The 25,527-nt window shown below is 35.4% G+C and carries 21 protein-coding genes; 14 read left to right on the top strand and 7 right to left on the bottom strand.

Annotation, left to right across the window (positions count from 1 at the left end; genetic code table 11):
- Positions 1 to 78: 78 nt before the first annotated feature.
- From EHC72_RS04340 to EHC72_RS04390, 11 genes are all read left to right on the top strand, one after another.
- Positions 79 to 438, top strand: a complete 360-nt coding sequence (locus EHC72_RS04340; protein WP_131536442.1) for a four helix bundle protein — start codon at positions 79 to 81, stop codon at positions 436 to 438.
- An 87-nt stretch (positions 439 to 525) separates the two neighbouring features.
- Positions 526 to 1,656 carry an aspartate aminotransferase family protein gene (locus EHC72_RS04345; protein ID WP_131536443.1) on the top strand — a complete coding sequence of 377 codons (1,131 nt, stop codon included), beginning with the start codon at positions 526 to 528 and terminating at the stop codon, positions 1,654 to 1,656.
- 118 nt (positions 1,657 to 1,774) lie between these two features.
- Positions 1,775 to 2,749: a Rossmann-fold NAD(P)-binding domain-containing protein gene (locus EHC72_RS04350; RefSeq protein ID WP_131536444.1), complete on the top strand. Its 975-nt coding sequence runs from the start codon at positions 1,775 to 1,777 to the stop codon at positions 2,747 to 2,749.
- Positions 2,750 to 2,976: 227 nt separating this feature from the next.
- Complete coding sequence (locus tag EHC72_RS04355) at positions 2,977 to 4,092, top strand: Fic family protein (RefSeq protein WP_131536445.1); 1,116 nt, start codon at positions 2,977 to 2,979, stop codon at positions 4,090 to 4,092.
- Between the two features lie 4 nt (positions 4,093 to 4,096).
- On the top strand, positions 4,097 to 4,927 hold the full coding sequence (gene argB / locus EHC72_RS04360; protein ID WP_131536446.1) for an acetylglutamate kinase: 831 nt from the start codon (positions 4,097 to 4,099) through the stop codon (positions 4,925 to 4,927).
- 200 nt (positions 4,928 to 5,127) lie between these two features.
- Positions 5,128 to 5,934, top strand: coding sequence for a pyrroline-5-carboxylate reductase (gene proC, locus EHC72_RS04365; RefSeq protein WP_131536447.1), 807 nt, complete (start codon positions 5,128 to 5,130; stop codon positions 5,932 to 5,934).
- 106 nt (positions 5,935 to 6,040) lie between these two features.
- Positions 6,041 to 7,102 carry a M20 family metallo-hydrolase gene (locus tag EHC72_RS04370; RefSeq protein WP_131536448.1) on the top strand — a complete coding sequence of 354 codons (1,062 nt, stop codon included), beginning with the start codon at positions 6,041 to 6,043 and terminating at the stop codon, positions 7,100 to 7,102.
- A gap of 6 nt (positions 7,103 to 7,108) precedes the next feature.
- Positions 7,109 to 7,633, top strand: coding sequence for a hypothetical protein (locus EHC72_RS04375; RefSeq protein ID WP_131536449.1), 525 nt, complete (start codon positions 7,109 to 7,111; stop codon positions 7,631 to 7,633).
- Positions 7,630 to 8,961 (top strand): argininosuccinate lyase, encoded by a 1,332-nt coding sequence (gene argH, locus EHC72_RS04380; protein WP_131536450.1) that lies wholly within the window; start codon positions 7,630 to 7,632, stop codon positions 8,959 to 8,961. The genes EHC72_RS04375 and argH overlap by 4 nt, the downstream gene beginning before the upstream one ends.
- 1 nt (position 8,962) lies before the next feature.
- A complete protein-coding gene (locus EHC72_RS04385) occupies positions 8,963 to 10,216 on the top strand; it encodes a pyridoxal phosphate-dependent aminotransferase (protein ID WP_131536451.1) in 1,254 nt (417 codons plus the stop codon).
- 59 nt (positions 10,217 to 10,275) lie between these two features.
- Complete coding sequence (locus EHC72_RS04390) at positions 10,276 to 11,133, top strand: hypothetical protein (RefSeq protein WP_131536452.1); 858 nt, start codon at positions 10,276 to 10,278, stop codon at positions 11,131 to 11,133.
- A gap of 58 nt (positions 11,134 to 11,191) precedes the next feature.
- Here the strand turns inward: EHC72_RS04390 and EHC72_RS04395 are convergent, their stop codons facing one another.
- Together EHC72_RS04395 and EHC72_RS04400 are read right to left on the bottom strand one after the other, a co-directional pair.
- Positions 11,192 to 12,412, bottom strand: coding sequence for an oxygenase MpaB family protein (locus EHC72_RS04395; protein ID WP_246029368.1), 1,221 nt, complete (start codon positions 12,410 to 12,412; stop codon positions 11,192 to 11,194).
- Between the two features lie 175 nt (positions 12,413 to 12,587).
- Positions 12,588 to 14,168, bottom strand: a complete 1,581-nt coding sequence (locus EHC72_RS04400) for a peptide chain release factor 3 (RefSeq protein ID WP_131536453.1) — start codon at positions 14,166 to 14,168, stop codon at positions 12,588 to 12,590.
- 304 nt (positions 14,169 to 14,472) lie between these two features.
- On the opposite strand from EHC72_RS04400, the gene EHC72_RS23230 reads away from it, so the two are divergent.
- The 3 genes from EHC72_RS23230 (at position 14,473) to EHC72_RS04415 (ending at position 18,057) form a co-directional block, all read left to right on the top strand.
- The gene (locus EHC72_RS23230) at positions 14,473 to 16,743 is read left to right on the top strand and encodes a helix-turn-helix domain-containing protein (protein WP_131536454.1); all 2,271 of its coding nucleotides are present in this window, start codon (positions 14,473 to 14,475) and stop codon (positions 16,741 to 16,743) included.
- A 222-nt stretch (positions 16,744 to 16,965) separates the two neighbouring features.
- The gene (locus tag EHC72_RS04410) at positions 16,966 to 17,370 is read left to right on the top strand and encodes a GxxExxY protein (protein ID WP_131536455.1); all 405 of its coding nucleotides are present in this window, start codon (positions 16,966 to 16,968) and stop codon (positions 17,368 to 17,370) included.
- Between the two features lie 78 nt (positions 17,371 to 17,448).
- Positions 17,449 to 18,057 (top strand): SprT-like domain-containing protein, encoded by a 609-nt coding sequence (locus EHC72_RS04415; protein WP_246029369.1) that lies wholly within the window; start codon positions 17,449 to 17,451, stop codon positions 18,055 to 18,057.
- 212 nt (positions 18,058 to 18,269) lie between these two features.
- On the opposite strand, the gene ade is transcribed toward EHC72_RS04415, so the two are convergent.
- The 5 genes from ade to EHC72_RS04440 all read right to left on the bottom strand — a co-directional run bounded on the left by ade (position 18,270) and on the right by EHC72_RS04440 (position 25,499).
- Positions 18,270 to 19,910: an adenine deaminase gene (ade, locus tag EHC72_RS04420; RefSeq protein WP_131536456.1), complete on the bottom strand. Its 1,641-nt coding sequence runs from the start codon at positions 19,908 to 19,910 to the stop codon at positions 18,270 to 18,272.
- 22 nt (positions 19,911 to 19,932) lie between these two features.
- The gene (locus tag EHC72_RS04425; RefSeq protein WP_165585760.1) at positions 19,933 to 20,325 is read right to left on the bottom strand and encodes a PH domain-containing protein; all 393 of its coding nucleotides are present in this window, start codon (positions 20,323 to 20,325) and stop codon (positions 19,933 to 19,935) included.
- 41 nt (positions 20,326 to 20,366) lie between these two features.
- Positions 20,367 to 22,343 carry an alpha-ketoacid dehydrogenase subunit alpha/beta gene (locus tag EHC72_RS04430; protein WP_131536458.1) on the bottom strand — a complete coding sequence of 659 codons (1,977 nt, stop codon included), beginning with the start codon at positions 22,341 to 22,343 and terminating at the stop codon, positions 20,367 to 20,369.
- Between the two features lie 42 nt (positions 22,344 to 22,385).
- A complete protein-coding gene (locus EHC72_RS04435; protein ID WP_131536459.1) occupies positions 22,386 to 23,771 on the bottom strand; it encodes a LutB/LldF family L-lactate oxidation iron-sulfur protein in 1,386 nt (461 codons plus the stop codon).
- Between the two features lie 90 nt (positions 23,772 to 23,861).
- Complete coding sequence (locus EHC72_RS04440; protein WP_131536460.1) at positions 23,862 to 25,499, bottom strand: M28 family peptidase; 1,638 nt, start codon at positions 25,497 to 25,499, stop codon at positions 23,862 to 23,864.
- Between the last annotated feature and the right edge of the window lie 28 nt (positions 25,500 to 25,527).

The raw sequence follows: 25,527 nt of genomic DNA on the forward strand, positions 1-25,527 counted from the left end.
GAACCAGCATAAAGTAAATAGTGATTTAAATATTGCAATAAGCTTTGGTCTTTTTGCTTTTACCCTTAAGGTTAGAAAATGAGAGATTATCAAAAATTAGACGTTTGGAAAAAATCACATCTGATGGTTTTATATATTTACAAAGTTATTTTACCTGCATTTCCACCTCATGAAAAATATGATTTACATAGTCAAGTAAAAAGAGCTGCTTATTCGGTTCCATTAAATATAGTTGAGGGTGCAGGACGGCGTACTGAAAAAGATTTTGCTCATTTTCTTGATAATGCCTTAGGTTCGGTTCAAGAAATGGAATATGCCTGTTTTCTTGCAAAGGATTTAGAATATTTGGAAGAAAGCAAATATTTAGAAATTTATAAAATGGCCGGCGAAGTTAAAGCTATGTTAATTGGCTTAATTAAGCATTTACGACCACAATAACTCATCGATTAAATTCTTAAGAGTTAAGCTTATTGAAATATTACAGGAGCTTTGGTCTTTAGTCTTTAGTCTTTAATCTTAAAAAAAATGAATTTATTCGACGTTTACCCACTTAACGATATAGAAATTACAAAAGCATCAGGCAGCAATGTTTGGGATGCTAATGATCAAAAATATTTAGATTTATACGGCGGTCACGCTGTAATTTCTATTGGGCATACACACCCAAACTATGTAAAACGTTTAACAGACCAACTGGGAAAGGTTGGGTTTTACTCTAACTCAGTTAAAATTCCATTACAGGTTCAACTGGCAGAGAAATTAGGACAAGTATCTGGTAAGAAAGACTTCCAATTATTTTTATGTAATTCTGGCGCTGAGGCAAATGAAAATGCACTAAAACTTGCCTCATTTTATAATGGCAGAAAAAAGGTAATTGCTTTTACAGGTGCTTTTCATGGTCGTACATCTTTAGCGGTAGCCGTAACCGACAATCCCAAAATTGTGGCACCAATTAATCAAACTGAAAATGTAATATTCTTGCCTCATAACAATGAAGTAGCCCTAGAAGAAACCTTTAAAGCACAAGGAAATGAAATTTGTGCCGTAATTATAGAAGGCATTCAAGGTGTTGGAGGAATTAAAGAGGCTTCAAAAAGTTTCCTTCAAAAAATTCGTTCGCTTTGCGATGAGTATAATGCCGTATACATTGCAGATAGCGTTCAATGCGGTTATGGCCGTACAGGGTTGTTCTATTCGCATGATTATGCAGGTGTAGAAGCCGATGTTTATACTATGGCAAAAGGAATGGGAAATGGTTTTCCGGTTGCCGGAATTTCAATTGCACCTAAATTTAAACCTTGGCATGGCGAATTAGGCACAACTTTTGGCGGTAACCACTTGGCTTGCGCAGCAGCTTTAGCCGTGTTAGAAGTTATGGAGCAAGATAGCCTAATGAAGAATGCGGAAGAAGTTGGCAATTACTTAATTACCCAATTAAAGAAATTTGAACAAGTAGTTGAAGTTCGTGGCCGTGGCTTAATGATTGGTATTGAATTACCTGCAGAACTTGCCCATGTTAAAAAAGAGCTTTTATTTACACACCATATTTTTACTGGCGAAGCAAAACCAAACGTTATACGCTTGTTGCCAGCTTTGAACTTAACTAAAGAGCATGCTGATGAATTTTTAGCAGCTTTTGGAAAGCTAGTGAAGTAGCTAAAAACACGACAAAATGAACAAATGAAGTTAGGGCATTGCTAATTTTATTTTTTAAAATTTTTAAGAGCAGGTAAAGGGGATCTTAAACCCTAAACCTTAAACCTTATACCTTAATATGAAACTTTTCACTTCCGTACACGATGTACCAAGCATCAAACAATTTGTAAAAGATGCGCTTGAATTAAAGGCGAATCCATACGCACACCAAAGTTTAGGTAAAAATAAAACTTTAGGATTGGTATTTATGAATCCAAGCTTACGTACCCGTTTAAGTACCCAAAAAGCAGCTTTAAACTTAGGCATGAATGTGATGGTGATGAACATGGATAAAGAGGGCTGGGCTTTAGAAACTCAGGATGGCGTGGTGATGAATGGCTCAACTGTAGAGCACATTCGTGAGGCTGCTGCTGTTATGGGGCAATATTGCGATATTTTGGGACTACGTTCTTTTCCAAAATTAAATAACCGTGAGGAAGATTATAGCGAAGATTTCTTTAATAAATTTGTAAAGTATTGCGCCGTCCCAGTGGTGAGTTTAGAAAGTGCTACACGCCACCCTTTACAAAGTTTTGCAGATATTATTACCATTCATGAAACATGGACAAAAAAACCAGATGGCTCAAAGCCTAAAGTAGTTTTGGCATGGGCACCTCATGTAAAAGCATTACCGCAAGCGGTACCAAACTCTTTTGCAGAGTGGATGTGTAAAGCGCAAGAAGAAGGAATGATCGATTTTACCATTGCCCAGCCTGAAGGTTATGAACTTGCGGAAGATTTTACGCCGGGTGCCAAAATTGAATATAATTTAGAAGAGGCTTTGGCAGATGCAGATTACGTTTACGTAAAAAACTGGAGCAGTTATAAAGAATATGGTAAAGTTTTAACCTATCCAGATGGATGGATGATGAACAACGAAAAGTTAAAACTGACCAACGATGCTAAAATAATGCATTGTTTACCTGTTCGCCGCGATCTAGAACTATCTTCAGAAATTTTGGATGGACCAAATTCTTTGGTTATTCATGAAGCAGGAAATCGTTTATGGGCAGCACAAGCCGTTATTAAAGCAATGCTAGAAGAATTGAAATAGGATTTGTTGTTTACGGAATTTGTTAAAAATCTGTAGACAACAGAGTTTGTTTATAATTCTTGAATACAATGATGTTTGTTTACAGAATTTTATGTAAAACCGTAATCAAATATCCTTGTTAACGATTTCTGTAATCAAATGTTTTTGTTTTCGATAAAATTCATTTTATTGTTCGCAAGTTTTTTTGCTGACTTAAAAATGACTATTTTTGTAATCTAATAAAAGAAATGGATTATAATTTAAACAATGCAGTTCATTATCATTATGATCAATTTCCACCTAAGGAGATAGATTATGCTTCACTTATTCAAGAGCTTTTGAAAGCTACGGAAGCATTAGCTAGGTTTGATCAAATGCTAAAAAACCTTCATAATACAGAAATCTTACTGGCTCCTTTACGTAATCAGGAAGCAGTAATATCGTCACGTATTGAAGGTACTATTAGTACAATGGATGAGATATTACAGTATGAAGCGGATAATGATGGTACAGATAATGTTGGTGTAAGATCAGATGTGATAGAAACTATACTTTACCAACGCTCATTAAAAAACGCACAAAATGCATTGGAAGATGGTTATGGCTTTTCTCTTCATTTTATCAAGCAAATGCATCAGCAATTACTTTCTTTAGGTAGAGGTGCAAGTAAATCTCCAGGTGAGTTTAAAAAAGAACAAAATTATTTAGCCGATAGGTTAAAAAAAGAAATACAGTTTGTACCAATTAGTCCTGAAAAATTACAAGAAGGCTTAGATGGACTTTTCAATTTTATAGAGAAAAGTGATTTGCCTCCATTAATAAGGACAGCGATTATGCACTTAGAATTTGAAGCATTGCACCCATTTAAAGATGGAAATGGCAGGATTGGACGGATGCTAATCACTTTGCTGTTATGGAAAATGGGCATTATATCTCAACCACATTTTTATATTAGTGGTTATTTTGAAGAACATAAGGATGAATATATAGAAATGATGAGAGAAGTTTCTAAAACAGGAAACTGGAATCGGTGGATTAAGTTTTTTTTAATTGCAGTAAATGAACAAGCAATTAATAACTTACAAGTTGCAGAGCAGATCAAAAACCTATATGAAGATACAAAAAATGAATTTTCTATTATTTTGTCTTCCAAATGGAATATGGAAATTATAGATTTTATATTCACTCATCCAGTTTTTAGAAATAATAGGTTTGTAAGTAGTACGGGGATTCCAAATGCAACCGCCGTAACCATAATTAAAAAATTGATTGAACACGGATATTTAATGGTAAAACAAGAATCAGCTGGAAGAAGAGCGGCCTTATATTCGTTCGAACCTCTAATGAAACTAGTAAGAGTTTAAAAATATGGATCAACTTACTATAATAAAAATCGGCGGCAACGTAATTGATAATTCTGAAAAACTTCATCATTTCCTGTTGGATTTTACAGCATTGCCAGGAAAAAAGATTTTAGTTCACGGTGGCGGTAAAATTGCAACAGAACTTGGCGAAAGCTTGGGTATTGAAGCTAAAATGATTGATGGCAGAAGAATTACCGATATAGAAACCCTGCGTGTTGTAACTATGGTTTATGCAGGTTTGATTAATAAAAATATGGTCGCACAGCTTCAGGCAAAAGGCAGTAATGCTATTGGACTTAGCGGTGCTGATGGAAATGTGATTAAGGCAAAAAAACGACCAGTTGTAACTAAAACCTACGGAAAAGAAGGTGAAGCACAGGCTGGTGTAGCTATAGATTATGGTTTTGTTGGAGATTTAGATGAAGATTCTGTATCCACTACCACTTTAGATAGTTTGTTGAAAGCCAATTTAGTTCCGGTTTTATGTGCCATTACACACGATGGTGATGGGCAACTTTTTAATACCAATGCAGATACAATTGCTTCTGCTTTAGCCGTTGCAATGTCTTCGTTATACGAAACCCGATTGGTATATTGCTTTGAAAAGAAAGGCGTTTTAAAGGATGTTAACAACGATGAAACGGTTGTTAGAGAAATTAAAGCAAATGAGTTTGAAGGTTTGCAAGCAGATGGAACAGTTGCAGGTGGAATGATTCCTAAATTACACAATGCCTTTGAGGCGATTAATAAAGGTGTTTCTGCCGTTTATATCGGTAAGGCTGATGAGCTTGCAGAACTTGCTAATGGTACCTTTGGCACTAAAATGCTGAAATAAGGTAGAAAGGTTTAGTGCAAAGGTTATAAAAAGGAACCGATTCACAACAGAACCTTGCCATGTAAACCTGATAGGAGCGAACACGGAGTGCAACGAAGTAAAGCATATAGCAGGACTAAATTTTAATAGTTGTGTGATACATTGCTTTTCAAAATATAATGAACCACGTAATGCCCAGGCATTTTATAATAACCCAAACAATGAAAAAAATAGCCATTATCGGAAGCGGAAATATCGGTTTATCATTAGCCAAAGGATTAGTAAAAGCTGATTTCGCCAAAGCAGAAAATATTACCCTTACCCGTAGAAATATCGATCATTTAAAATCTTTTTCCGAAGCTGGCTATCAGGTAAGCAACAATAATAAACAAGCTGTTACCGATGCAGATATTGTTATTTTAGCTGTTTTGCCACAACAATTAAATACAGTTCTTGATGAAATACAAACATCAGTCGTGCCAGCTAAACACCTGATTATTTCTGTTATTTCTGGCGTTAGTTGTCTGGCCGTTCGTGAAAAGTTAGGTAATGATGTTGAGGTAATCAGGGCAATGCCAAATACTGCAATTGCCATTGGTCAATCCATGACGTGTATTGCAAGTGATAACGCTTCTGCGCAAAATATAGAAAACGTAACTTTGATGTTTGAAACAGTAGGGTCTGTTGTTAAAATCAATGAAGATTTAATGACTTCTGCAACTGCATTATGTGCTTGTGGAATCGCATTCTTTTTAAGGGCAATTAGAGCAGCATCACAAGGTGGAGTAGAAATTGGTTTCCATGCAGATGAAGCCCTTAAAATGGCTGTGCAAACCGCAAAAGGAGCAGCAGATTTACTTTTATTACATGGAACACATCCCGAATCAGAAATAGATAAGGTAACTTCGCCAAAGGGATGTACCATTGCCGGCTTAAATGAAATGGAACACAATGGCTTTAGCTCATCGCTAATAAAAGGCATTAAACTTTCGGCATTAAAAGCTGGAAATTTATATACAAACGATTAGGTAAATGGTTAAGGTAAAATAGATGGTGTGCCTAACCGATAGTTAATAAGTATAAAGGTTAAGATTTTTGCTTCCGATACTTAGTACTAAACTTGCTACTACAATTATGATTGAAAATATACAAAAAGAAAGTCTTGATCTGTTACGTCAGTTAATAAGAATCCAGTCTTTTAGTAAAGAAGAAGATAGAACGGCAAATTTAATTGCTCAGTTTTTAGAAGAACGGGGTGTCAAAATTCACCGCAAAATGAATAATGTTTGGGCATATAACCAACATTTTGATCCTGCCAAACCAACGGTTCTTTTAAACTCTCACCACGATACTGTTAAACCAAATTCTGGTTATACACGCGATCCTTATGATGCTGCAATTGAAGGCGATAAGTTATTTGGTTTAGGGAGTAATGATGCTGGTGGTTGCCTGGTTTCTCTAATTGGCACTTTTCTTTATTTCTATTCTAAAGAGAATTTAAAATACAACATCTGCCTTGCTGCAACAGCAGAAGAAGAAATATCTGGAAACAACGGACTTGAATTGGTTTTACCAGATTTAGGAACTTTGGAGTTCGGAATTGTTGGCGAACCAACAGAAATGAATCTGGCAATTGCTGAACGTGGCCTTTTGGTGATAGATTGTGTTTCGCACGGTAAAGCAGGTCATGCAGCACGTGAAGAGGGTGAAAATGCTATTTATAAAGCATTAAAAGATATTGAGTGGTTTAGAAACTATCAGTTTCCAAAAGTATCTGAGGTTTTTGGTCCGTTAAAAATGACGGTTACAATCATTAACGCAGGTTCTCAACATAACGTAGTTCCAGCGAATTGCACTTTCACGGTTGATGTTCGGGTAACAGATGCCTATACAAACGAGGAGGTTTTGGAAATTATCCGGGCAAATGTAGATTGTGATGTAACGCCACGATCTATCCGCTTAAAACCATCATCAATTGATAAAGATCATCCGGTAGTAAAAGCTGGTGTTGCACTTGGAAAAACAACTTATGGTTCGCCAACAACATCAGATCAAGCCTTATTAGATATTCCATCAGTAAAATGTGGCCCTGGTTTTTCTGGTCGCTCCCATATGGCTGATGAATTTTTATACGTTAGAGAAGTTGCTGAGGGTGTAGAAGGATATGTAAATATGCTAAAACCAGTTATTGAATAAATATTTGTGAATATCCCTTTAAAGGTTAAAAGAATAGGAAGTATTTTTGCAGGACTATTTTTAAGTCTTTGTTGCTTTTTTGGAAGCTATTTATCTTTAAACGATGCAAAACTTCGCTATTCTAAAGTTATAACAGGTAAAATTTTAGAAAAAGGTATAAAACAGAATCCTTTAAATGTTAGAGGCGGTATAAAAATTGCTAAAAAGGCCTTTTATATAAAGATCGAGGGATTTGAAAAAACACTAAAATTGTATCGAATGGATCAAACTTATCAAAGATTTGATGAGGAATTAAATTTAAACGATACCGTTAAAGTTTATTATAATGAAATCAATCCGGCGAATATTGAGGTTGATATAATCCAGATAGAGCACGGAAATCAGATAATTATAAGCAGAAAAGATTTCTCCAAAAAGAGTATGAGAGGCGCATATATTGCGCTTTTAGGAGGCTTTGTTCTAATTGTAGTTACCTTTTTTGAGGATAAAAAATATAGACGAAAAATTAAACAGATAAATATTAATAAATGAAAATCTGGCAAAAAAATATAGATGTAAATAAGTTCGTAGAAAGTTTTACCGTAGGTAAAGACCGCGAACTGGATTTACAAATGGCAAAGTTTGATGTACTAGGCTCTTTGGCTCATACCGAAATGCTCGAAACCATTAATCTGCTTACTGCCGATGAATTAAAAACCGTGCAAAAAGAGCTTAAAAATATTTATGCTGAAATTGAAGCTGGAAATTTTACCATCGATAACAGTGTAGAAGATGTACATTCGCAGGTAGAATGGTTGCTAACACAGCGCATTGGCGAAGCAGGGAAGAAAATACATAGCGGTCGTTCTCGTAATGATCAGGTGCTGGTCGATTTAAAACTGTTTTTCAGAGCGTGTATTGAAGATATGGTTGGACAAACCTCAACCTTATTTAATGAGCTTATTAAACTGAGCAATACGCATAAAGATAAGTTATTACCTGGCTACACGCACTTGCAAATTGCTATGCCTTCATCATTTGGATTATGGTTTGGTGCTTACGCCGAAAGCCTTGCCGATGATATGGAAATGATGCTTGCAGCATGGAAAATTACCAATAAAAACCCATTAGGATCTGCGGCTGGCTATGGCTCTTCTTTCCCATTAAATAGAACCATGACAACCGAATTGCTTGGTTTTGAAAGCTTAAATTACAATGTAGTTTATGCGCAGATGGGCCGTGGTAAAACAGAAAGAATCTTGGCGCAAGCAATGTCATCTGTTGCTGCAACTTTAGCTAAAATGGCTATGGATGTATGCCTTTTCATCAATCAGAATTTTGGCTTTATCAGTTTTCCTGCAGAGCTAACAACTGGGAGCAGCATTATGCCACACAAAAAAAATCCTGATGTTTTTGAATTAATCCGCTCACGTTGTAATAAAATTCAGGCCTTGCCAAATGAAATTGCAATGATGATTACCAACTTGCCTTCAGGTTACCACAGAGATTTACAATTGTTAAAGGAAAATCTTTTTCCTGCAATTACTTCTTTAAACGAGTGTTTGGAAATTGCAACCTTCATGTTCCAAAACATCACAATAAAAGATGATATTTTGAAGGATAAAAAATACGACTATTTATTTAGTGTTGAGGTGGTTAATGAGCTTGCCTTGCAAGGTGTTCCTTTCAGAGAAGCATATAAAATAGTTGGCGAACAAATAGAAAATGGTACTTTTGCGCCATCGAGCCAAATACATCATACTCACGAAGGAAGCATAGGCAACCTTTGTAACGAACAAATTAATGCAGCAATGCAAGAAGTTTTGTCTCAATTTGGTTTCGAAAAGGTTAATAAAGCAATAGAAAATTTAATAGCATAATATGAAAGTTTCAGCATTAGCCGGTTCTTTAATCGGTTCAGAAATTATAAAAATTGGTAACGAGGTAAACGAAATGAAACGCAAGGGCGCTTCTATCGCTAACCTAACTATTGGAGATTTTGATGCCAATATTTATCCAATTCCAACTGAATTAAAAGCAGGCATTGTAGAAGCCTATAATCAAAATCAAACCAATTATCCACCTGCAGATGGTGTTTTGGTATTAAGAGAAACTGTTTCCGAATTATTGAAAGATAGATTTGGATTAGAATATAATACAAACAGTATTTTAGTTTCAGGTGGTTCTCGTCCATTAATTTATGCTACCTATTTAGCGTTAATCGATCCAGGCGATACAGTGGTTTTTCCTGCACCATCGTGGAATAATAACCACTATTGCCACTTAACTTCGGCAAAAGCCATTGCTGTAGAAACTGATCCCGCACATAACTTTATGCCAACAGCAGCTCAGTTGAAACCACACTTAAAAGGTGCAACTTTATTGGCTTTATGTTCGCCATTAAACCCTACCGGAACCATGTTCGATGCAGATTCTTTAGCAGAAATCTGTGATGTGGTTTTGGAAGAAAATGCTACCCGCGGTACAGATGAGAAACCATTGTACTTAATGTACGATCAAATTTATTCGCTTTTAACTTTTGGTAAAGAACACGTAAATCCAGTTTCTTTACGCCCTGCTATGAGAGAATTTACTGTTTTTGTTGATGGTAGTTCGAAATGCTTAGCGGCAACAGGCGTACGTGTTGGCTGGGGCTTTGGTCCAGAAGATATTGTGAATAGAATGAAAGCCTTGGTTGGGCACATGGGCGCTTGGGCACCAAAAGCAGAGCAAGTAGCAATGTCTAACTATTTTAATGATAAAACACAGGTTGATACTTTCCTAACTAGTTTTAAAGGACAGATTCAAGATAGTTTAAATGCACTTTATAACGGATTTAATGATTTAAAAGCCGAAGGTTTTAATGTTGATGCCGTTGAACCGATGGGTGCAATTTATTTAACAATTAAAATAGATTACATTGGTAAAACAACTGACGATGGTAAAGTGTTAAAAGATAGTGCGGATGTAAATTTCTATCTTATTAAAGAAGCAGGAGCAGCCTTAGTTCCGTTCTCTGCTTTTGGAAATGAGGACAGCATGCCTTGGTTCAGGGCATCAGTTGGTGCTTGTACCTTACAGGATATTAAAGATATGATGCCGAGAATAAAAACGGCACTAAGCAAACTAAAATAACTTTGTAGATAGAATTGTAGGGAAAGGAAAACAATTATAGCAAGTTAAAATAACATTTTATGGCACAAACGTACTCTCCATCAGGTGTAGCATCTGCATCTGGTGTGCTAAAAACTGTCCTTTTTGGTATTCTGGCTTCATTAGTTTTACCCGCAATTTATATTATTGCAAATCGCTTAATTCCTAATATTTGGTTTGCAGCAATAAGTGCTGGAATGTTAGGCTTGGGCCTTGGTTTTTTTATAGATTTAGGTGTTAAAATAGGTAAAATTAGAAGTGTAAAAGTTGCCGTTTCTGTCGCTATTTTTTGCGGGTTACTAGCTTTTTACTTTCAGTGGGTTCTTTTTGATGAGTTGATGTATAGTGAGAAAGGTTTTACCTTCAATCTAAGTGCTGATGACCTTAAAATTTTAGCCAAAGATATTTTTTACTTATTTACACATCCCAATATTTTATTTAAGGAAATTGCAGGTTTAAATAAAGTAGGAACCTTTAGGATAGAGGGAAGCTCTAATGTATCAGGGTTAATGCTTTGGGGCATCTGGTTTGGCGAGTTTGTGATTATTATGCTCAGTATTTTACTCGCCGTTCTTAATGGTCAAGTATCTCAACCTTTTTCTGAGTTGAATGATACCTGGATGAAGAAAAGAAAACAAATTGCTGTTATTCCATATGTAAGCAACAAAAATGAATTTGTAAGCGAACTGGAAAAACGTAATTACGACGTTTTAAAGGATAATAATACAGAACTGGATTATAATAATTTTGCTGAAGTAGTCATTTCAGAATCTGATGGTGATCCATTAAAGTTTGTTACTGTTTTAAATACCAGTCTAATTAAAGTGAAGTGGAGTAAAGATAAAGTGAAAAAGGAGTTTGTAGTTAAGCATTTTCCAATATCTGATAACAATTTGTAATCAAAAAAAATATACTAAAAGAGCCTGCTTATCAAATAAGCAGGCTCTTTTGCATTAATTATCTTGCGTTGTAGGTCATATAGATGCGCTTAACATTTTCATGTTCTTTGCGCCCTTGTTTAATGGCTTTTTGTCGCTGCTTTTCGCTAGTCATTTTGTAGTGCTGAAATTTATTCTTAAAAATATTCAGATGAGCAATTTTGCCAATATTAGTTTTTTCGAGACCAAGTAGCCTACAAGAATAATCACCCAACAAGAAATGATTATAGTATAAATGCAGTTCGTGCATTATACTGCGACCGATTTTGAACGGAGGATAAGCAGCGTGTATTGGTTCTTCTTGTAATGCCTGCGCCAACAATATGGTATCTGCATCACCTTCAGATTGAGTCATGGTCCAATAATATAATGCCTCAATTGCTTCAATTTCATTATTAGGCAATAAATGTTCAGGGATTCCTAATAAATATCCTATATATTTCCAGAGGTGGAAAGTGCCTTCTAACTCTTTCTCATTTGCTACAATTCCTATTTTTTTAAGTCCAACCATATAAACTAAAGAGAAGCCAAGGTTTGTTGCAAGCATATCCCATATATTTAAAGGAATTCCCCACTTATCAGTTTCCCAATCGGTAGATTTTAAAATATTTATTCGAGAGAAAGAATGAATAAATCGCGTTTTCATAATGGCTTTAAAACCAGCTTTGTTTGCCGATAACGAATTGTTTTCAGTAACATCAACCCAAAAAACAGTTGTTTCTGTTAAGCGCTTTGCAGCACCCTTTTTTAGTGCACCTGTATAAATTAAAGGTTTATTAATAGCTGCAGATTCATAACCACCCATCAAACAATAATTACGAAGAACAATTAAGCCTGAGATGCCAGAACGCTGACTGAAATCAAGCCCATATTGTAATAAATCCTGATCTAGCCAATCTGGGCCAACATTAATCTGGTCAAAAAAGGTATCTAATAGCTTTTTTGAATTAGGATCAATGCTGTCTTTATTTTTCAGGTAATCATCAACAGTTTTTTGAGCCTTAACAAAACCAATTTTTTGGTGTAATTCATTTACCAATTCATCGCCTTGCTTATCAAAATCAAATAGATATGGCACAAAAGATTCTGCCTTTTTAAGGTCTAATGGATGCGGAAGTTTATTTAGTAATTCCAAACCAGCACCTTTAGTCCAATAATAATCAAATGAGGTTGTATTTATTTTGTATCGGCTAGGTTTTCTCATGTTATCAATTGCCCAAATTTCATTCCAATAAGGCATTAAATTATCATTGTTTTACCATTAAAAGTGGCTTACAAATATTATCTGATATAAAAAGCCCTACAAGCAGGGCTTATAGGGCTTAAAATTAATCTTCTAGATTTTTATCATCTGCCATTTTTACCATTTTAGGTTAAAATTTGCAATAACATTAACCTTTAAAGGTTACAAACTATTATTTAAACTCGCTTGTTTTGTAGAAATCAATATCTGGGTAATCTTGTTTTGTTAAGTTAATCATATAGTCGTTATCAGCTAAATACACTGGATTTGCTTCTTTATCAACTCCAATGTGCTGTTGTTTACGTTTAACAAATTCATCAAGTTTCTTCTTGTCGGTAGAGTTTACCCAACTTGAGCGGCTATAACTTAATGTACGGAAGCGACATTTTGCACCGTACTCATGTTCTAATCTAAAATTAATTACTTCGAACTGTAATTCGCCCACTGCACCAATAACTTTACGATTACCAGGTTGCATTACAAATAGCTGTGCTACACCTTCATCTGTTAATTGCTCTATACCTTTTTCTAATTGCTTTGTACGTAGCGGATCCATATTTTCTACCTCTTTAAAAATAGATGGTGAGAAACTTGGGATCCCTTTAAATTGTAGTTTTTCACCTTCTGTTAAGGTGTCGCCAATTTTAAAGTTGCCACTATCATATAAACCAACAACATCACCTGGCCAGGCTTCTTCCACTATACTTTTTTCATTAGCCATGAAATCCATCGGGTTAGAAAACTTTAATTTCTTATCCTGACGGGTGTGGTAATAAAATTTATTACGCTCAAATTTGCCCGAGCAAATCCTTAAAAAAGCTATTCTATCGCGGTGTTTAGGATCTAGGTTGGCGTGAATTTTAAATACAAAACCACTAAAATTTTTCTCATCAACCAATACATCACGTTCTTCCGCTTCGCGGTGGCGCGGACTAGGTGCTATCTCAATAAAAGTATCTAAAAGTTCTTTAATCCCAAAGTTATTAATAGCACTACCAAAAAATACCGGCGCTAATAAACCTTCGGTATAAAGAGATTTATCAACAGTGCCATAAATACCTTCAACAAGTTCTACATCATCTTTAAGGTTGTTAATTTCATTTTCCTTTAAATAATCCAATAGCGATGGATCATTTAAATCGTTTGCGGCAACAACAGAATCTGTTACCTTGGTTTTATCAGAATTAAAAAGATTTAAGTGCTTATTATAAATACTGTAAACTCCTTTAAAGGTATGTCCTTGCCCAATTGGCCATGAAAGTGGACAAAGGCTAATGTTTAATTTTTCTTCAATCTCATCCAATAAATCAAATGCTTCCTTACCCTCACGGTCCATTTTATTAATGAAGATAATTACCGGTGTATTACGCATACGGCAAACTGACATTAATTTTTCAGTTTGTTCCTCAACCCCCTTAACACAATCTACCACCAAAATAACGCTATCTACAGCGGATAAAGTTCTGTAGGTATCTTCAGCGAAATCTTTGTGGCCGGGTGTATCCAGGATATTGATGCGTTTACCGCTATATTCAAAACCCATTACCGAAGTAGCAACAGAAATTCCACGTTGCTTTTCAATCTCCATAAAATCTGAAGTATTGCTTTGATTGGCTTTATTTCTTTTTACAGCCCCAGCCGTATTAATCGCACCACCAAAAAGCAGAAACTTTTCTGTTAATGTAGTTTTACCTGCATCGGGGTGACTAATAATGGCAAAGGTTTTACGTTTTTCTATTTCAGGGTTAAGCATAATAAAAAGGAAATTATAAGATAGGAGGAAGCTTTAAAGAAATCTTGCAGAAAAAAGAAGTTTCGACTTGTGCTTCATGAGGTTGCAAAGATAGTAAAAATTAAATTATAGAATTAAAGGATGATTGAATTAGAGAAGGAATTGAATGATGAAACTAGAGCGTAACGCCAATGCCACATTCACTCATTCAAAACTTATACATTCAAAATTAAAAAAATCCATCCGGCTAAAATTTCTATTTTTGTATTTAATTGGTTATTTTTATTTGCCTTCCCGCATTTACCATCCACTAATTTAAAGCCTGATGCCCGATTTAGAAGAGTCGATCTTGCCTGCAGAAATTGCGGCTAAATTTGTTAATTATACATCCAAGCATGTTTTTTTAACCGGAAAAGCCGGTACAGGGAAAACTACTTTTTTGCGTAAGCTAATTCAGGCAACGCACAAAAAAGTATTAATTGCTGCGCCAACAGGCATTGCGGCTATTAATGCTGCGGGAGTTACTATTCATTCTCTTTTTCAATTGCCTTTTGGTGCCTTTTTCCCTGATGCTGCAAGTCAAATTATAAATGAAAATATCAGTTTTAACTTTAACACACCTCGTACAATAGTAAAACACCTTAACATGCAAGGTAATAAACGCCGCATGTTACAGGAGCTAGAATTGTTGGTTATTGATGAAGTAAGCATGTTGCGAGCAGATATGCTCGATGCTATCGATTTTTCTCTACGTTATATCAGAAGAAATAGAAATGTACCTTTTGGTGGCGTTCAGCTTTTATTTATTGGCGATTTACATCAGCTGCCTCCGGTAGTTAAAAATGATGAATGGCGAGTAATGGCTCATTTTTATAAAAGTATTTACTTTTTTGATGCACTTGCCTTAAAGGATAATCCACCTATTTATATTGAGTTGGATAAAATTTATCGTCAAAATGACGACGTTTTTATAGGCTTGTTAAATAACTTAAGGAACAATAAGATTACTGTAGAGGATACTGCATTGCTTAAATCGCATTTCAGGCAAGATTTTAAACCTGCGGCTGATGAAAACTATATTACACTTACCACTCACAATAATAAAGCTGATAGTATTAACCGCGAACGCTTAACTCAACTGGAAACAAAATCTTATTTTTTTTATGCCAAAATTCAAGGTGATTTTAATGAATATGCTTATCCAAATGATAAAAGCTTGGAGCTTAAAGTTGGTGCTCAGGTGATGTTTATTAAAAATGATATGGGCATCGAAAAGCGCTATTACAATGGCAAAATAGGGGTTGTGCATAACATTGGCAAAGATTTAATTGAAATTGAACTCCCAGAAGATAAAATTGTTATCGCCATTTCTCCATACACATGGGAAAACGTAAAATATAAACTTAATGAGGTAACTAATGAAATAGAAGAAAATGTTGCAGGTTCTTTTATTCAATATCCTATAAAACTAGCTTGGGCAATTACAGTACATAAAAGCCAGGGTTTAACGTTTGATAAAGCTATTATTGATGTTGGCGATGCTTTTGCACCCGGACAAGCTTATGTGGCGCTCTCTCGATTAAGATCTTTAAAGGGGCTTATTTTAACTTCGCATTTGCGTGATGGTGGTTTGCAACAGGATCAAAATATTCATTACTTTTCTAAAAGTAAACAACCGGCTGATGTTTTAAACGATCAAATTAGTGCAGAAAGTTATAGTTTCATTAAAAGCTATTTATTAACGGCCTTCGATTTAAATATCATTCGTTATTACATTAAGGAACATGTGCAAACTTTTGATAAAAGTGAGGGTAAATCTACAAAACAGAAGCATGATGATTGGACAACTGCTTTATATGTAGATTTTCAAAAGATTACAGCAACAGCCGATACATTTATCAATCAATTAAAAGCCATGCTTGCCCAGCAAACGGAGCATACTTTGTTTAATGTTTCTAAAAGGGTAGATGCTGCACTTAAATATTTTAATCCTTTAGTAAAGGGCATTTCCGATCGGTTTTTACATCATATAGAAAGTGTAAAAGAAGAAAAGCAGGTTAAAACTTATTTAACTGAATTGCTGGAACTGGAGATTTTGGTTTATGAGCAGCTAAAGAAAATGCACAAAAGTAAGGCCTTGTTAAAGGCAATTATTGATGGCAAAGAATTTAGTAAGGCAGATACCGATGCTTTGTTAAATAGTGTTGAAAGAAACCAGCAGTTGCAAAAGGCTGTACAACTAAAGGGAGCGGTGCTTAAGGTAAAAACGCCTGTTGAAAAGAAAAAGAAGGATCCGAAGCCTGATACAAAGTTGGTGACTTTTGAAATGTATAATCAAGGAAAAACTTTGCAAGAAATTGCGAAGGAACGTGGCTTATCTTTAACCACAATTGAAGGGCATTTGGCATATTATGTATCAACCAAGCAACTTGATGTGAGGTCTTTTGTGAGATCAAATAAACTTAAAAATATTATTGCCGCGATAGAAAACCTGGAAACTAAATCGCTAAAGGTGGTTAAGGATTTTCTTGGAAACGATTATACTTTTGGAGAAATTAAAATGGCGCTTGCTTCTTTATTCCCAAGTGAAGATTAGTTTTTGCACTATTTAAGATATATAAGAAGGTAGACAAGAGATGTGAATTAGGTTTTGAACCATTTAAGACATATAAGGATATTTAAGAAGGTAGAGAAGAGATGTGAATTAGGTTTTGAGCCATTTAAGACATAGAAGGACATTTAAGAAGGTAAAGAAAAGATGTGGATTAGGTTTTGACCAATTGCATATAAAGACATTTAAATAAATAGAGGGAAATATATGGATAGGGTAACTTTAAAGAATTTAGTTTATAAAGTAAACGGAGCTGCAATTGAAGTACATAAATCTTTAGGGCCTGGACTGCTAGAAAGTGTTTATCACAAATGTTTAAAGCATGAACTTACCATTCGTGAAGTCGGCTTTAAATCAGAAATGTTAGTGCCTGTTTATTATAAGGATCTTTTAATCGAAACCGAACTCTATTGTGATCTGTTTATTGAAGGTTATTTGGTAGTTGAACTAAAAGCCATAGAAAAAGTCTTACCTATTCACGAAGCACAGCTATTAACTTATATGAAATTGCTAAGTGCGCCAATGGGTTTAATGATAAATTTTAATTGCTTAAATATATTTGAAGCTGGACAAAGAACTTATGTAAATGAATTCTACAGGTATTTACATTAAAACTTATAAAAACTGCCATTTCTAAATGTTCTTATATATCTTATGTGGTAAAAGTTTTAAAATATTTATCTTAGCCCTGTGGAGAAAGTTAATGTTTTAGCGCAATATATGCCTGCTGAGGCAGCACCGCTAATTGCTAAGTGGATAGATTATTTTCAATGCGAATTTAAAATAGCCAAAACCCGTTCTACTAAACTTGGCGATTACCGCCATCCTTATCGTAATAAAGGACACAGGATTTCTGTAAATTTTAATCTGAATCATTATTCTTTTCTGGTTACCACAGTACACGAATTTGCACATTTATTAACGTGGAATGATTTTAAAAATAAGGTGAAACCACATGGAACCGAATGGAAAAATAACTTTAAACGAATGATGGTTCCATTCTTTGATATGAAGATTTTCCCAGAAGATGTACACAAGGCGATCAACAATTACATGTCTAATCCGGCAGCTTCCAGTTGCTCTGATTTGCATTTATCAAGGGCTTTAAAGAAATATGATTCGGCACAAACCGATACCTTACATTTAGAGCAATTGCCCCTGCACGCTAATTTTAAAATTAAAGATGGAAGACGTTTTATCAAAGGTGATAGAATTAGAAAACGCTATCGTTGTGTTTGCTTGGATGATAAGCGAATCTATCTTTTTAATCCTTTGGCCGAAGTTTTTTTAATAGAATAAAATAAAATGCTACCTGGCGAGGTAGATTTAGATCCCTTACTTTACAACCCATAGTTAGTTTCATAAGTTTTTAGGTTCGGAATATTAAGCTGCCTGTTAAAAACATCAAATTATACGCCCCGAACTTTAAGCTATAGGTTATACAGCACTAATTATGTGTGTTGAATATCAAGCTACGTATTTAGAACGCTTAAGTTGTAATTCCTTAAAAACTACAAAAACTTAAATTCATCACCATCAAATAAACCTTTGTCGCTTAATTTTAAGTGAGGGATAACGAGTAAAGCCATAAAAGAAAGCGTCATGAAAGGGGCAATTAAAGTAGAACCCAATTCTTTTGCAAATTTATCAATAGATGTATAACGATCTGCAACCTCATAACCATTATGATTGCTCATTAAACCCGCTACGGGTAGTGGTAAAATTTCCTCTTTTCCATTGCCTAGAGCTGCAACTCCGCCCGTTTCTTTAATAATTAAATTAACAGCCTCGCAAATACTTTTATCATCAATGCCAACAGCTATAATATTATGGCTATCGTGGGCAACACTAGATGCTATAGCACCATTTTTTAAGCCGAAATTTTTAACAAACGAAACCGCTATGGGTGCATTATGATAGCGATTAACAACAACCATTTTTAGAATGTCGTTTTCTAAATCACTAACTATATTTCCATTTTCAACTTTAGGCTTATGAAATAATTTCTTAGTAATCAACTGGCCATCCAGAGCCTCAATAACAGGAATTTCAATCTGCTCGGTAAATGGATAAATAAAATCTTTTTCGTTTTTTAAACTACAAGAAAATTGATTAACAGATTCGCGGTCTGCAATATGTTTTACCCAATCTCCTACAACCTTACCATCTTGAGCGAGTAAAATTCCATCAATGTAAGTTTGCTTAATTTTAAAGTTTAATAAGTCCTCTGCAACAATAAAATCAGCAAAATCACCAACATTTAACGTTCCTACATCTAGTTTATAATGAAGAACCGGATTAATACAGGCCGCTTGTAGTACATTGAAAACATCAATACCTTTTGCTATGGCCCTTGCACAAAGCTCATTAATATGATTTTCGACAAGGCTATCAGGATGTTTGTCATCGCTGCAAAACATCATCATTTCTGGCCAGTCATTTAGTAAGTCAATCAGGGCTTCAAAATTTTTCGCGGCACTACCTTCTCTAATCAGGATTTTCATTCCCCTTTGTAATTTATCTAGCGCCTCTTCTGCTGTAAAACACTCATGATCGGTATAAATCCCGGCATCAATATATTGTTGCACAGCATCTCCACGTAAGCCAGGAGCGTGCCCATCAACAGGTTTACCTAATTCATGAGCAGCGGCAATCTTTTTAAGCACTTCTTCATCTTTATACAAAACGCCTGGAAAATTCATCATTTCACTCAGGTATTTTATTTCGGGACGTTCTAAAAGTTTTTTAACATCATCGTGATTTAATTCAGCACCAGCAGTTTCAAAAATTGTTGCGGGAACACAGCTTGGGGCACCGAAATTAAATTTGAAAGGAACGGTATTGCCATTGTCGATCATAAATTCTACACCTTCCATGCCACAAACATTGGCAATTTCATGCGGATCGCTTATAGTTGAAACCGTACCGTGAACAACCGCTAAACGTGCAAATTCACTCGGAATAAGCATGCTACTTTCTATATGTACATGGCTATCAATAAAGCCTGGAAGGATATAGTTTGAATCTTTTTTGGCTGAATTTGCTAGGGAATTGATGGATTTTATTTTACCGTCTTCAACTTCAACCTCACCAAAAAAAATAGTTCTTTTGGCAATGTCAACAATATTACCTTCAACTTTAAAATTGCTCATGTTTTGTGTTTTTAGCTATCTGCTATTTTATATCGACTTTTATTGCGGGATTGATTTTTAATAATGCCGTAATAAAATCTTTTTCACGCTCGGGGCTTAAATAAATTTCATCCCAGCGATTATATTTTACAATTATTCCTTTACTAGCCGTTGCAGGCTTCAAGCCAACAAAATTACTTGCATTAGTTTGTATTTCTATTATTTGAGCGATCAATATTTTGCCATTTATTGGTCCACTTCTATACATCAGCTTGTTATCCTCTATTTTATAATAAGTAATAAAGTACATCCATAATAAAAAGGCGATTGTTGCCACACAAATAACTGTAGAAAATACGGTTGAGAAAGCTGAATCACTGTTTAGATCACTAAAAATTGTTGTACTCAGGGATAAGATAACAACGGCTATAATCATGATTTTAAACCGTGTACTTTTTCTGCTGTTAAATTTCATTTTTAATATTTAAGAAGCTTATCAACACTTGCTGTTAGCCGGGCTTTAGCTAAAAAGTCATCCTCCAATATTTTACTCATTGGTATGGCGGTATCCAAACTTGCACATCGAATAACCGGTGCATCCAAATATTGAAAGCAATGTTCAGCAATCCAGGCAGATATTTCTGCTCCGAAGCCATTTGTTAGGGTATCTTCATGTAGTATTAAAACCCTGCCTGTTTGTTTAACGGCATTAAGAACAGTTTCTTTATCCCAGGGCTGCAATGTGCGTAAATCAATGATGGTAGCACCACTTTGAGGGTTGTTTTTGAGGTAATCAAGTGCCCAATGCACACCCAAACCATAAGTAATTATGGCAAATTTACTCCCATTGGCAAGCACTGCAGCCTTGCCAATTTCTGTGGTGAAATAACCATCAGGTACCGAGGTAGTTAAACTTCTGTATAAATATTTATGTTCGAAATATAAAACCGGATTAGGGTCTTCAATTGCTGCAAGAAGTAAGCCTTTAGCATCTTCAGGAAAGGCTGGATATACAATTTTAAGTCCTGGCGTTTTGGTAAACCATGCCTCATTGCTTTGCGAATGAAATGGCCCCGCACCAGTGCCTGCACCTGTAGGCATTCGAACTACAACATCAGCCTTTTCACCCCAACGATAATGTGTTTTAGCTAAATTATTTACAATTTGATTAAAGCCTACCGTTACAAAATCAGCAAACTGCATTTCTACAACAGCTTTATATCCATTGATAGAAAGGCCAAGGCCTGTACCCACAATAGCAGATTCGCAAATTGGTGTATTTCTTACCCGCCCTTTACCATATTTTTGAGTAAAGCCATCGGTAATTTTAAAAGCACCACCATAATCGGCAATATCTTGCCCCATAATAACCAGGCTTGGGTATTTCTGCATCGCTAAATCCAATGCATCGGTTATGGCATCTAAGTATCGTTTTTCAGTTGTGGTAAATTCTGCTTCAACAATTTCCTGCTGATAGGGAAAATACATATCGCTTTCCTCTGTGAGCGAATTTACAGTTGGCTCTGGTTCGTTAAAAGCTTCCTCAACTTCTAGTTCTATTTCTGATTTAAACTGAGCCTTTAAATTGTGTATAGCATCCGAATTTAGAATTCCTTCTTCAACTAAAAAGTTTTCATAATTTGATAAAGGATCTTTCTTCTCCCATTCGTCAAATAGTTCTTGCGGCACATATTTGGTTCCTGATGCTTCTTCGTGCCCACGCATTCTAAAGGTTAAGCACTCTAGCAATACAGGTCTTGGGTTTTTGCGAATATCTTTCGCAATGCGATCTATTGTATCGTAAACCTCTAAAATATTATTTCCATCTATTTGTACGCCCTCAATGCCATAACCAATAGCTTTATCAACCAGGTTTTTGCATTTAAATTGCTCGTTTATGGGGGTGGATAAACCATATCCATTATTTTCGATCAGGAAAATTACGGGTAAATTCCAAACTGCAGCAACGTTTACCGCTTCGTGGAAATCGCCTTCACTGGTGGCACCTTCTCCGGTAAAAACTAAGGTTGCATGTTGTTTTTTTGCCAAAACATCGGCAAGCGCTATTCCATCAGCCAATGCCATTTGAGGGCCAAGGTGAGAAATCATTCCAATAATTTTATGCTCTTGCGTACCGAAATGGAAGGAGCGATCTCTTCCTTTTGTAAAGCCAGTTAATTTGCCCTGCCATTGAGCCATTAATTTTTTCAGGGAAATATTACGGGAAGTAAAAACACCGAGGTTACGGTGCATTGGCAAAATATATTCTTCTGCCTGCATAGCCATTGTACTCCCAACGGCAATAGCTTCTTGCCCAATACCCGAAAACCATTTCCCAATTCTGCCTTGACGCAACAATTTGAGCATTTTATCTTCAACCATTCTGGGATAAAGCAACTTTTTATAAATCTCTAATAAAAATTGGTCGTCTTTATCTTTACGGTTGAACTGCATAAATTTGGTTATTTGGTTTTCGAATTAAAGTTAATAAACTTATTATTCTTTACTCTTTTTAATTTCTTCCCATTGCTTAGCAAACGATTTATCGGCAACTTTTGGCATTTCACGATATTTACCCCAACTCTTTTTAAAGAAAGTTTTTAGCATGAAATTTTTAAACTTTCCACCGAAGAAATCCATCCATTTGCGTTTTTGCATCATTTTACTAAACATGCTCCAGCCAACTTCTTCAACTTTTCCATTTTCATGCGTTGCTGCCGCATCTCTACGGTTAAGCAATAACATTTTATGAATATCAATTTTAACAGGGCACACTTCTGAACATTTGCCGCATAAACTGGAAGCATAGCTTAAGTGTTTAAATTCTTCCATGCCCCTTAAATGTGGTGTAATGATAGAGCCAATTGGGCCGCTATAAGTTGTATTATAGGTATGACCGCCAATATTTTTATAAACTGGGCAAGCGTTTAAACAAGCACCACAACGAATGCAGTAAAGCGCCTGGCGTTGTTCTTTTTGCGCTAAAAGATTTGTTCTGCCATTATCAAGCAAAACTACATACATTTCTTCAGGGCCATCGGTTTCATTTGGTTGCCGTGGGCCACTTAAAATAGTATTGTAAACGGTAAGGTTTTGTCCTGTTCCATGTGAGGCTAGTAAAGGCCAAAATAAATCCAGATCAGCCATAGAAGGAATAATCTTTTCTATACCAACAATAGCAATATGTATTTTAGGGAAAGTAGTACTTAAACGGGCGTTTCCTTCATTTTCTGTAAGGGCAATACTGCCAGTATCAGCTATTAAAAAGTTGCCCCCGCTAATGCCTATATCCGCATTTAAATATTTATCTCGAAGTAATTCTCTGGCTTTTTGGGTAAGCTGCTCAGGAGTTGCATCCAGAGGAGTGCCAAATTTATCATGAAAAAGCTTGGCAATTTCTACAGCACTGAGGTGCATGGCAGGCGTTACAATATGATAGGGTGGTTGCCCTAATAATTGAACAATATATTCTCCTAAATCGCTTTCTAATGATTCTATTTGGTTGCTTTCAAGAAATTCGTTTAAATGAATTTCTTCGGTCGTCATGGATTTTGATTTGATAACCGTTTTACCATTATTTCTTTTGATGATGTTCAGGATTTCACGTTGTGCTTCTTCAGCATCGTTTGCCCAAATCACTTTACCACCACGACGCTGAAAATTTGCTTCAAATTCTGGAAGAAACTTATCCAGATTTTCCATCACACGCCACTTAATCACATTTGCTTTCTTCTTTGATGCTTCCAGATTTTCAAATTTAGATAAGCCACGTTCTACGGCCGCATTATATTTACCAATATTATAATTAATGGTTTTACGGTGAGGCAGATCGAAAGCTTTTTCATCAGATTTTTCTAAGAATTCATCGGCAGTCTTCATCATATTTCAAAGATAGGAAAATCTTGTTCCAGCAAAAGTAATGTGCAGAAAAAAGCCCCGACATTTTGCCGGGGCTTTAATATTTTGACTTTATTATTTTTTTGGATTGCCTTTTCCGTCCATATCAACAACAGGGCGCTTTGGTCTGTTTGCCAATTCCCAAGCTGTATAATAGGTTAAATGGGCTCTTTTTGCTAAAAGTTGGAAATTAATTTTGCTAATTTCATCTCCTGGTCTATGATAATCTTGTTGTAACATACCATCATAATAGAAAATAATCGGAATACCGTGCTTAGCAAAATTATAATGATCCGAACGATAGTAAATACGTTCAGGATCTTTAGGATCATCGTATTTATAATCTAGTTTCATTTTGGTATATGTTGCATTTACCTGCTCACTTAACTTACCTAAATCACTGCTTAACATGTTAGAACCGATAGAGTAAATGTAATTTGCAGAATCTGGTTTACCTAAATATTCTTCACCAACACGGCCAATCATATCTGTATTTAAATCAGCAATGGTGTTTTCCAACGGGAATACAGGATGCTCTGAATACCAGTCAGAACCCCAAAGTCCTTTTTCTTCACCTACAACAGTCATAAATAAAATGCTGCGTTTAGGCCCTTTTCCAGCTTTTTTAGCATCCATAAATGCTTTAGCCATTAGTAAAACGCCTGTTGTACCAGATCCATCATCATCAGCACCATTGTTAATTTTATCTGGCCCTTCTACTTCAGGTGTAATCCCGATGTGATCATAGTGCCCCGTTAAGATTAAAACTTCTTTTTTAAGGATAGGATCACTTCCTTCTAAGAAACCTAAAACATTTTCGCAACGTACTGGCAATTCTTTTTTCATTGCACTTGCAGAAACTGCAACACTAAGCGTTTGAGATGCTGGTTTTTTACTCTCTGTTATTTTGTTCTGTAAAGCATCAACTGAAGTGCCTGCGGCTTTTAAAATATCGTTTGCAGTAGCTGTAGAAATTAAAATTGTTGTAAAAGGTGTTTGCTTCTTCATGCGCTCAACCATTTCGGCTGATTTCATTACATTTTGACCTTTAGTGTAAGAAATCTTGCGATCTTCGGTCAAATTATCTAATGTTGGGTCGATTAAAATTACTGCTTTAGCTTTATTTTGACTCAAATAAGCTAATTTTTTTGACCTAGCCATCATTAATGATCTTCTGTCATTTTTATCGCCGGCTTTTGGTAATGGATCTCCAACAGCAAAGATAAGGACAACTTTTCCTTCAACATTAATTCCATCGAAGTCGTTATACCCATCTTTTGATAAACCATAACCTGCAAATACGATATCATCGCTACTAAATGTGAAACCATTTATACCAACAGAATTTGTCGGAATAACAAAGTCTTTATAAGCTTCTTTTGGTTGACCGTTTATGGTTAACATGCTTTCGGAAACTGCATAATTAACAAGGTCAATTTTTTGAAAATAGTCGCCGTCTACAGGTCCTTTTAAACCTATTGATTTAAAATAGTTTTTAATGTAATCTGCTGCCATCCAAGCACCTTTGGTACCTGTTTCGCGACCTTCGTATTCATCAGATGCCAATACGGAAAGGTGGTTATAAGCAGATTTTGGATTAATAGCCTGACCAAATTTAATTGCATCCTTATTGGGAGCAAGTGGTTTAATTTGGGCAAAGCAACCCAAGCTCAAAACAGAAGCTAAGCTGATTGTTAAAATTTTTTTATTCATATTTTGGTTAATAAGTTGGTTGTTTAGC

Source organism: Pedobacter nototheniae, from assembly GCF_004335085.1.
GTDB lineage: Bacteria > Bacteroidota > Bacteroidia > Sphingobacteriales > Sphingobacteriaceae > Pedobacter > Pedobacter nototheniae.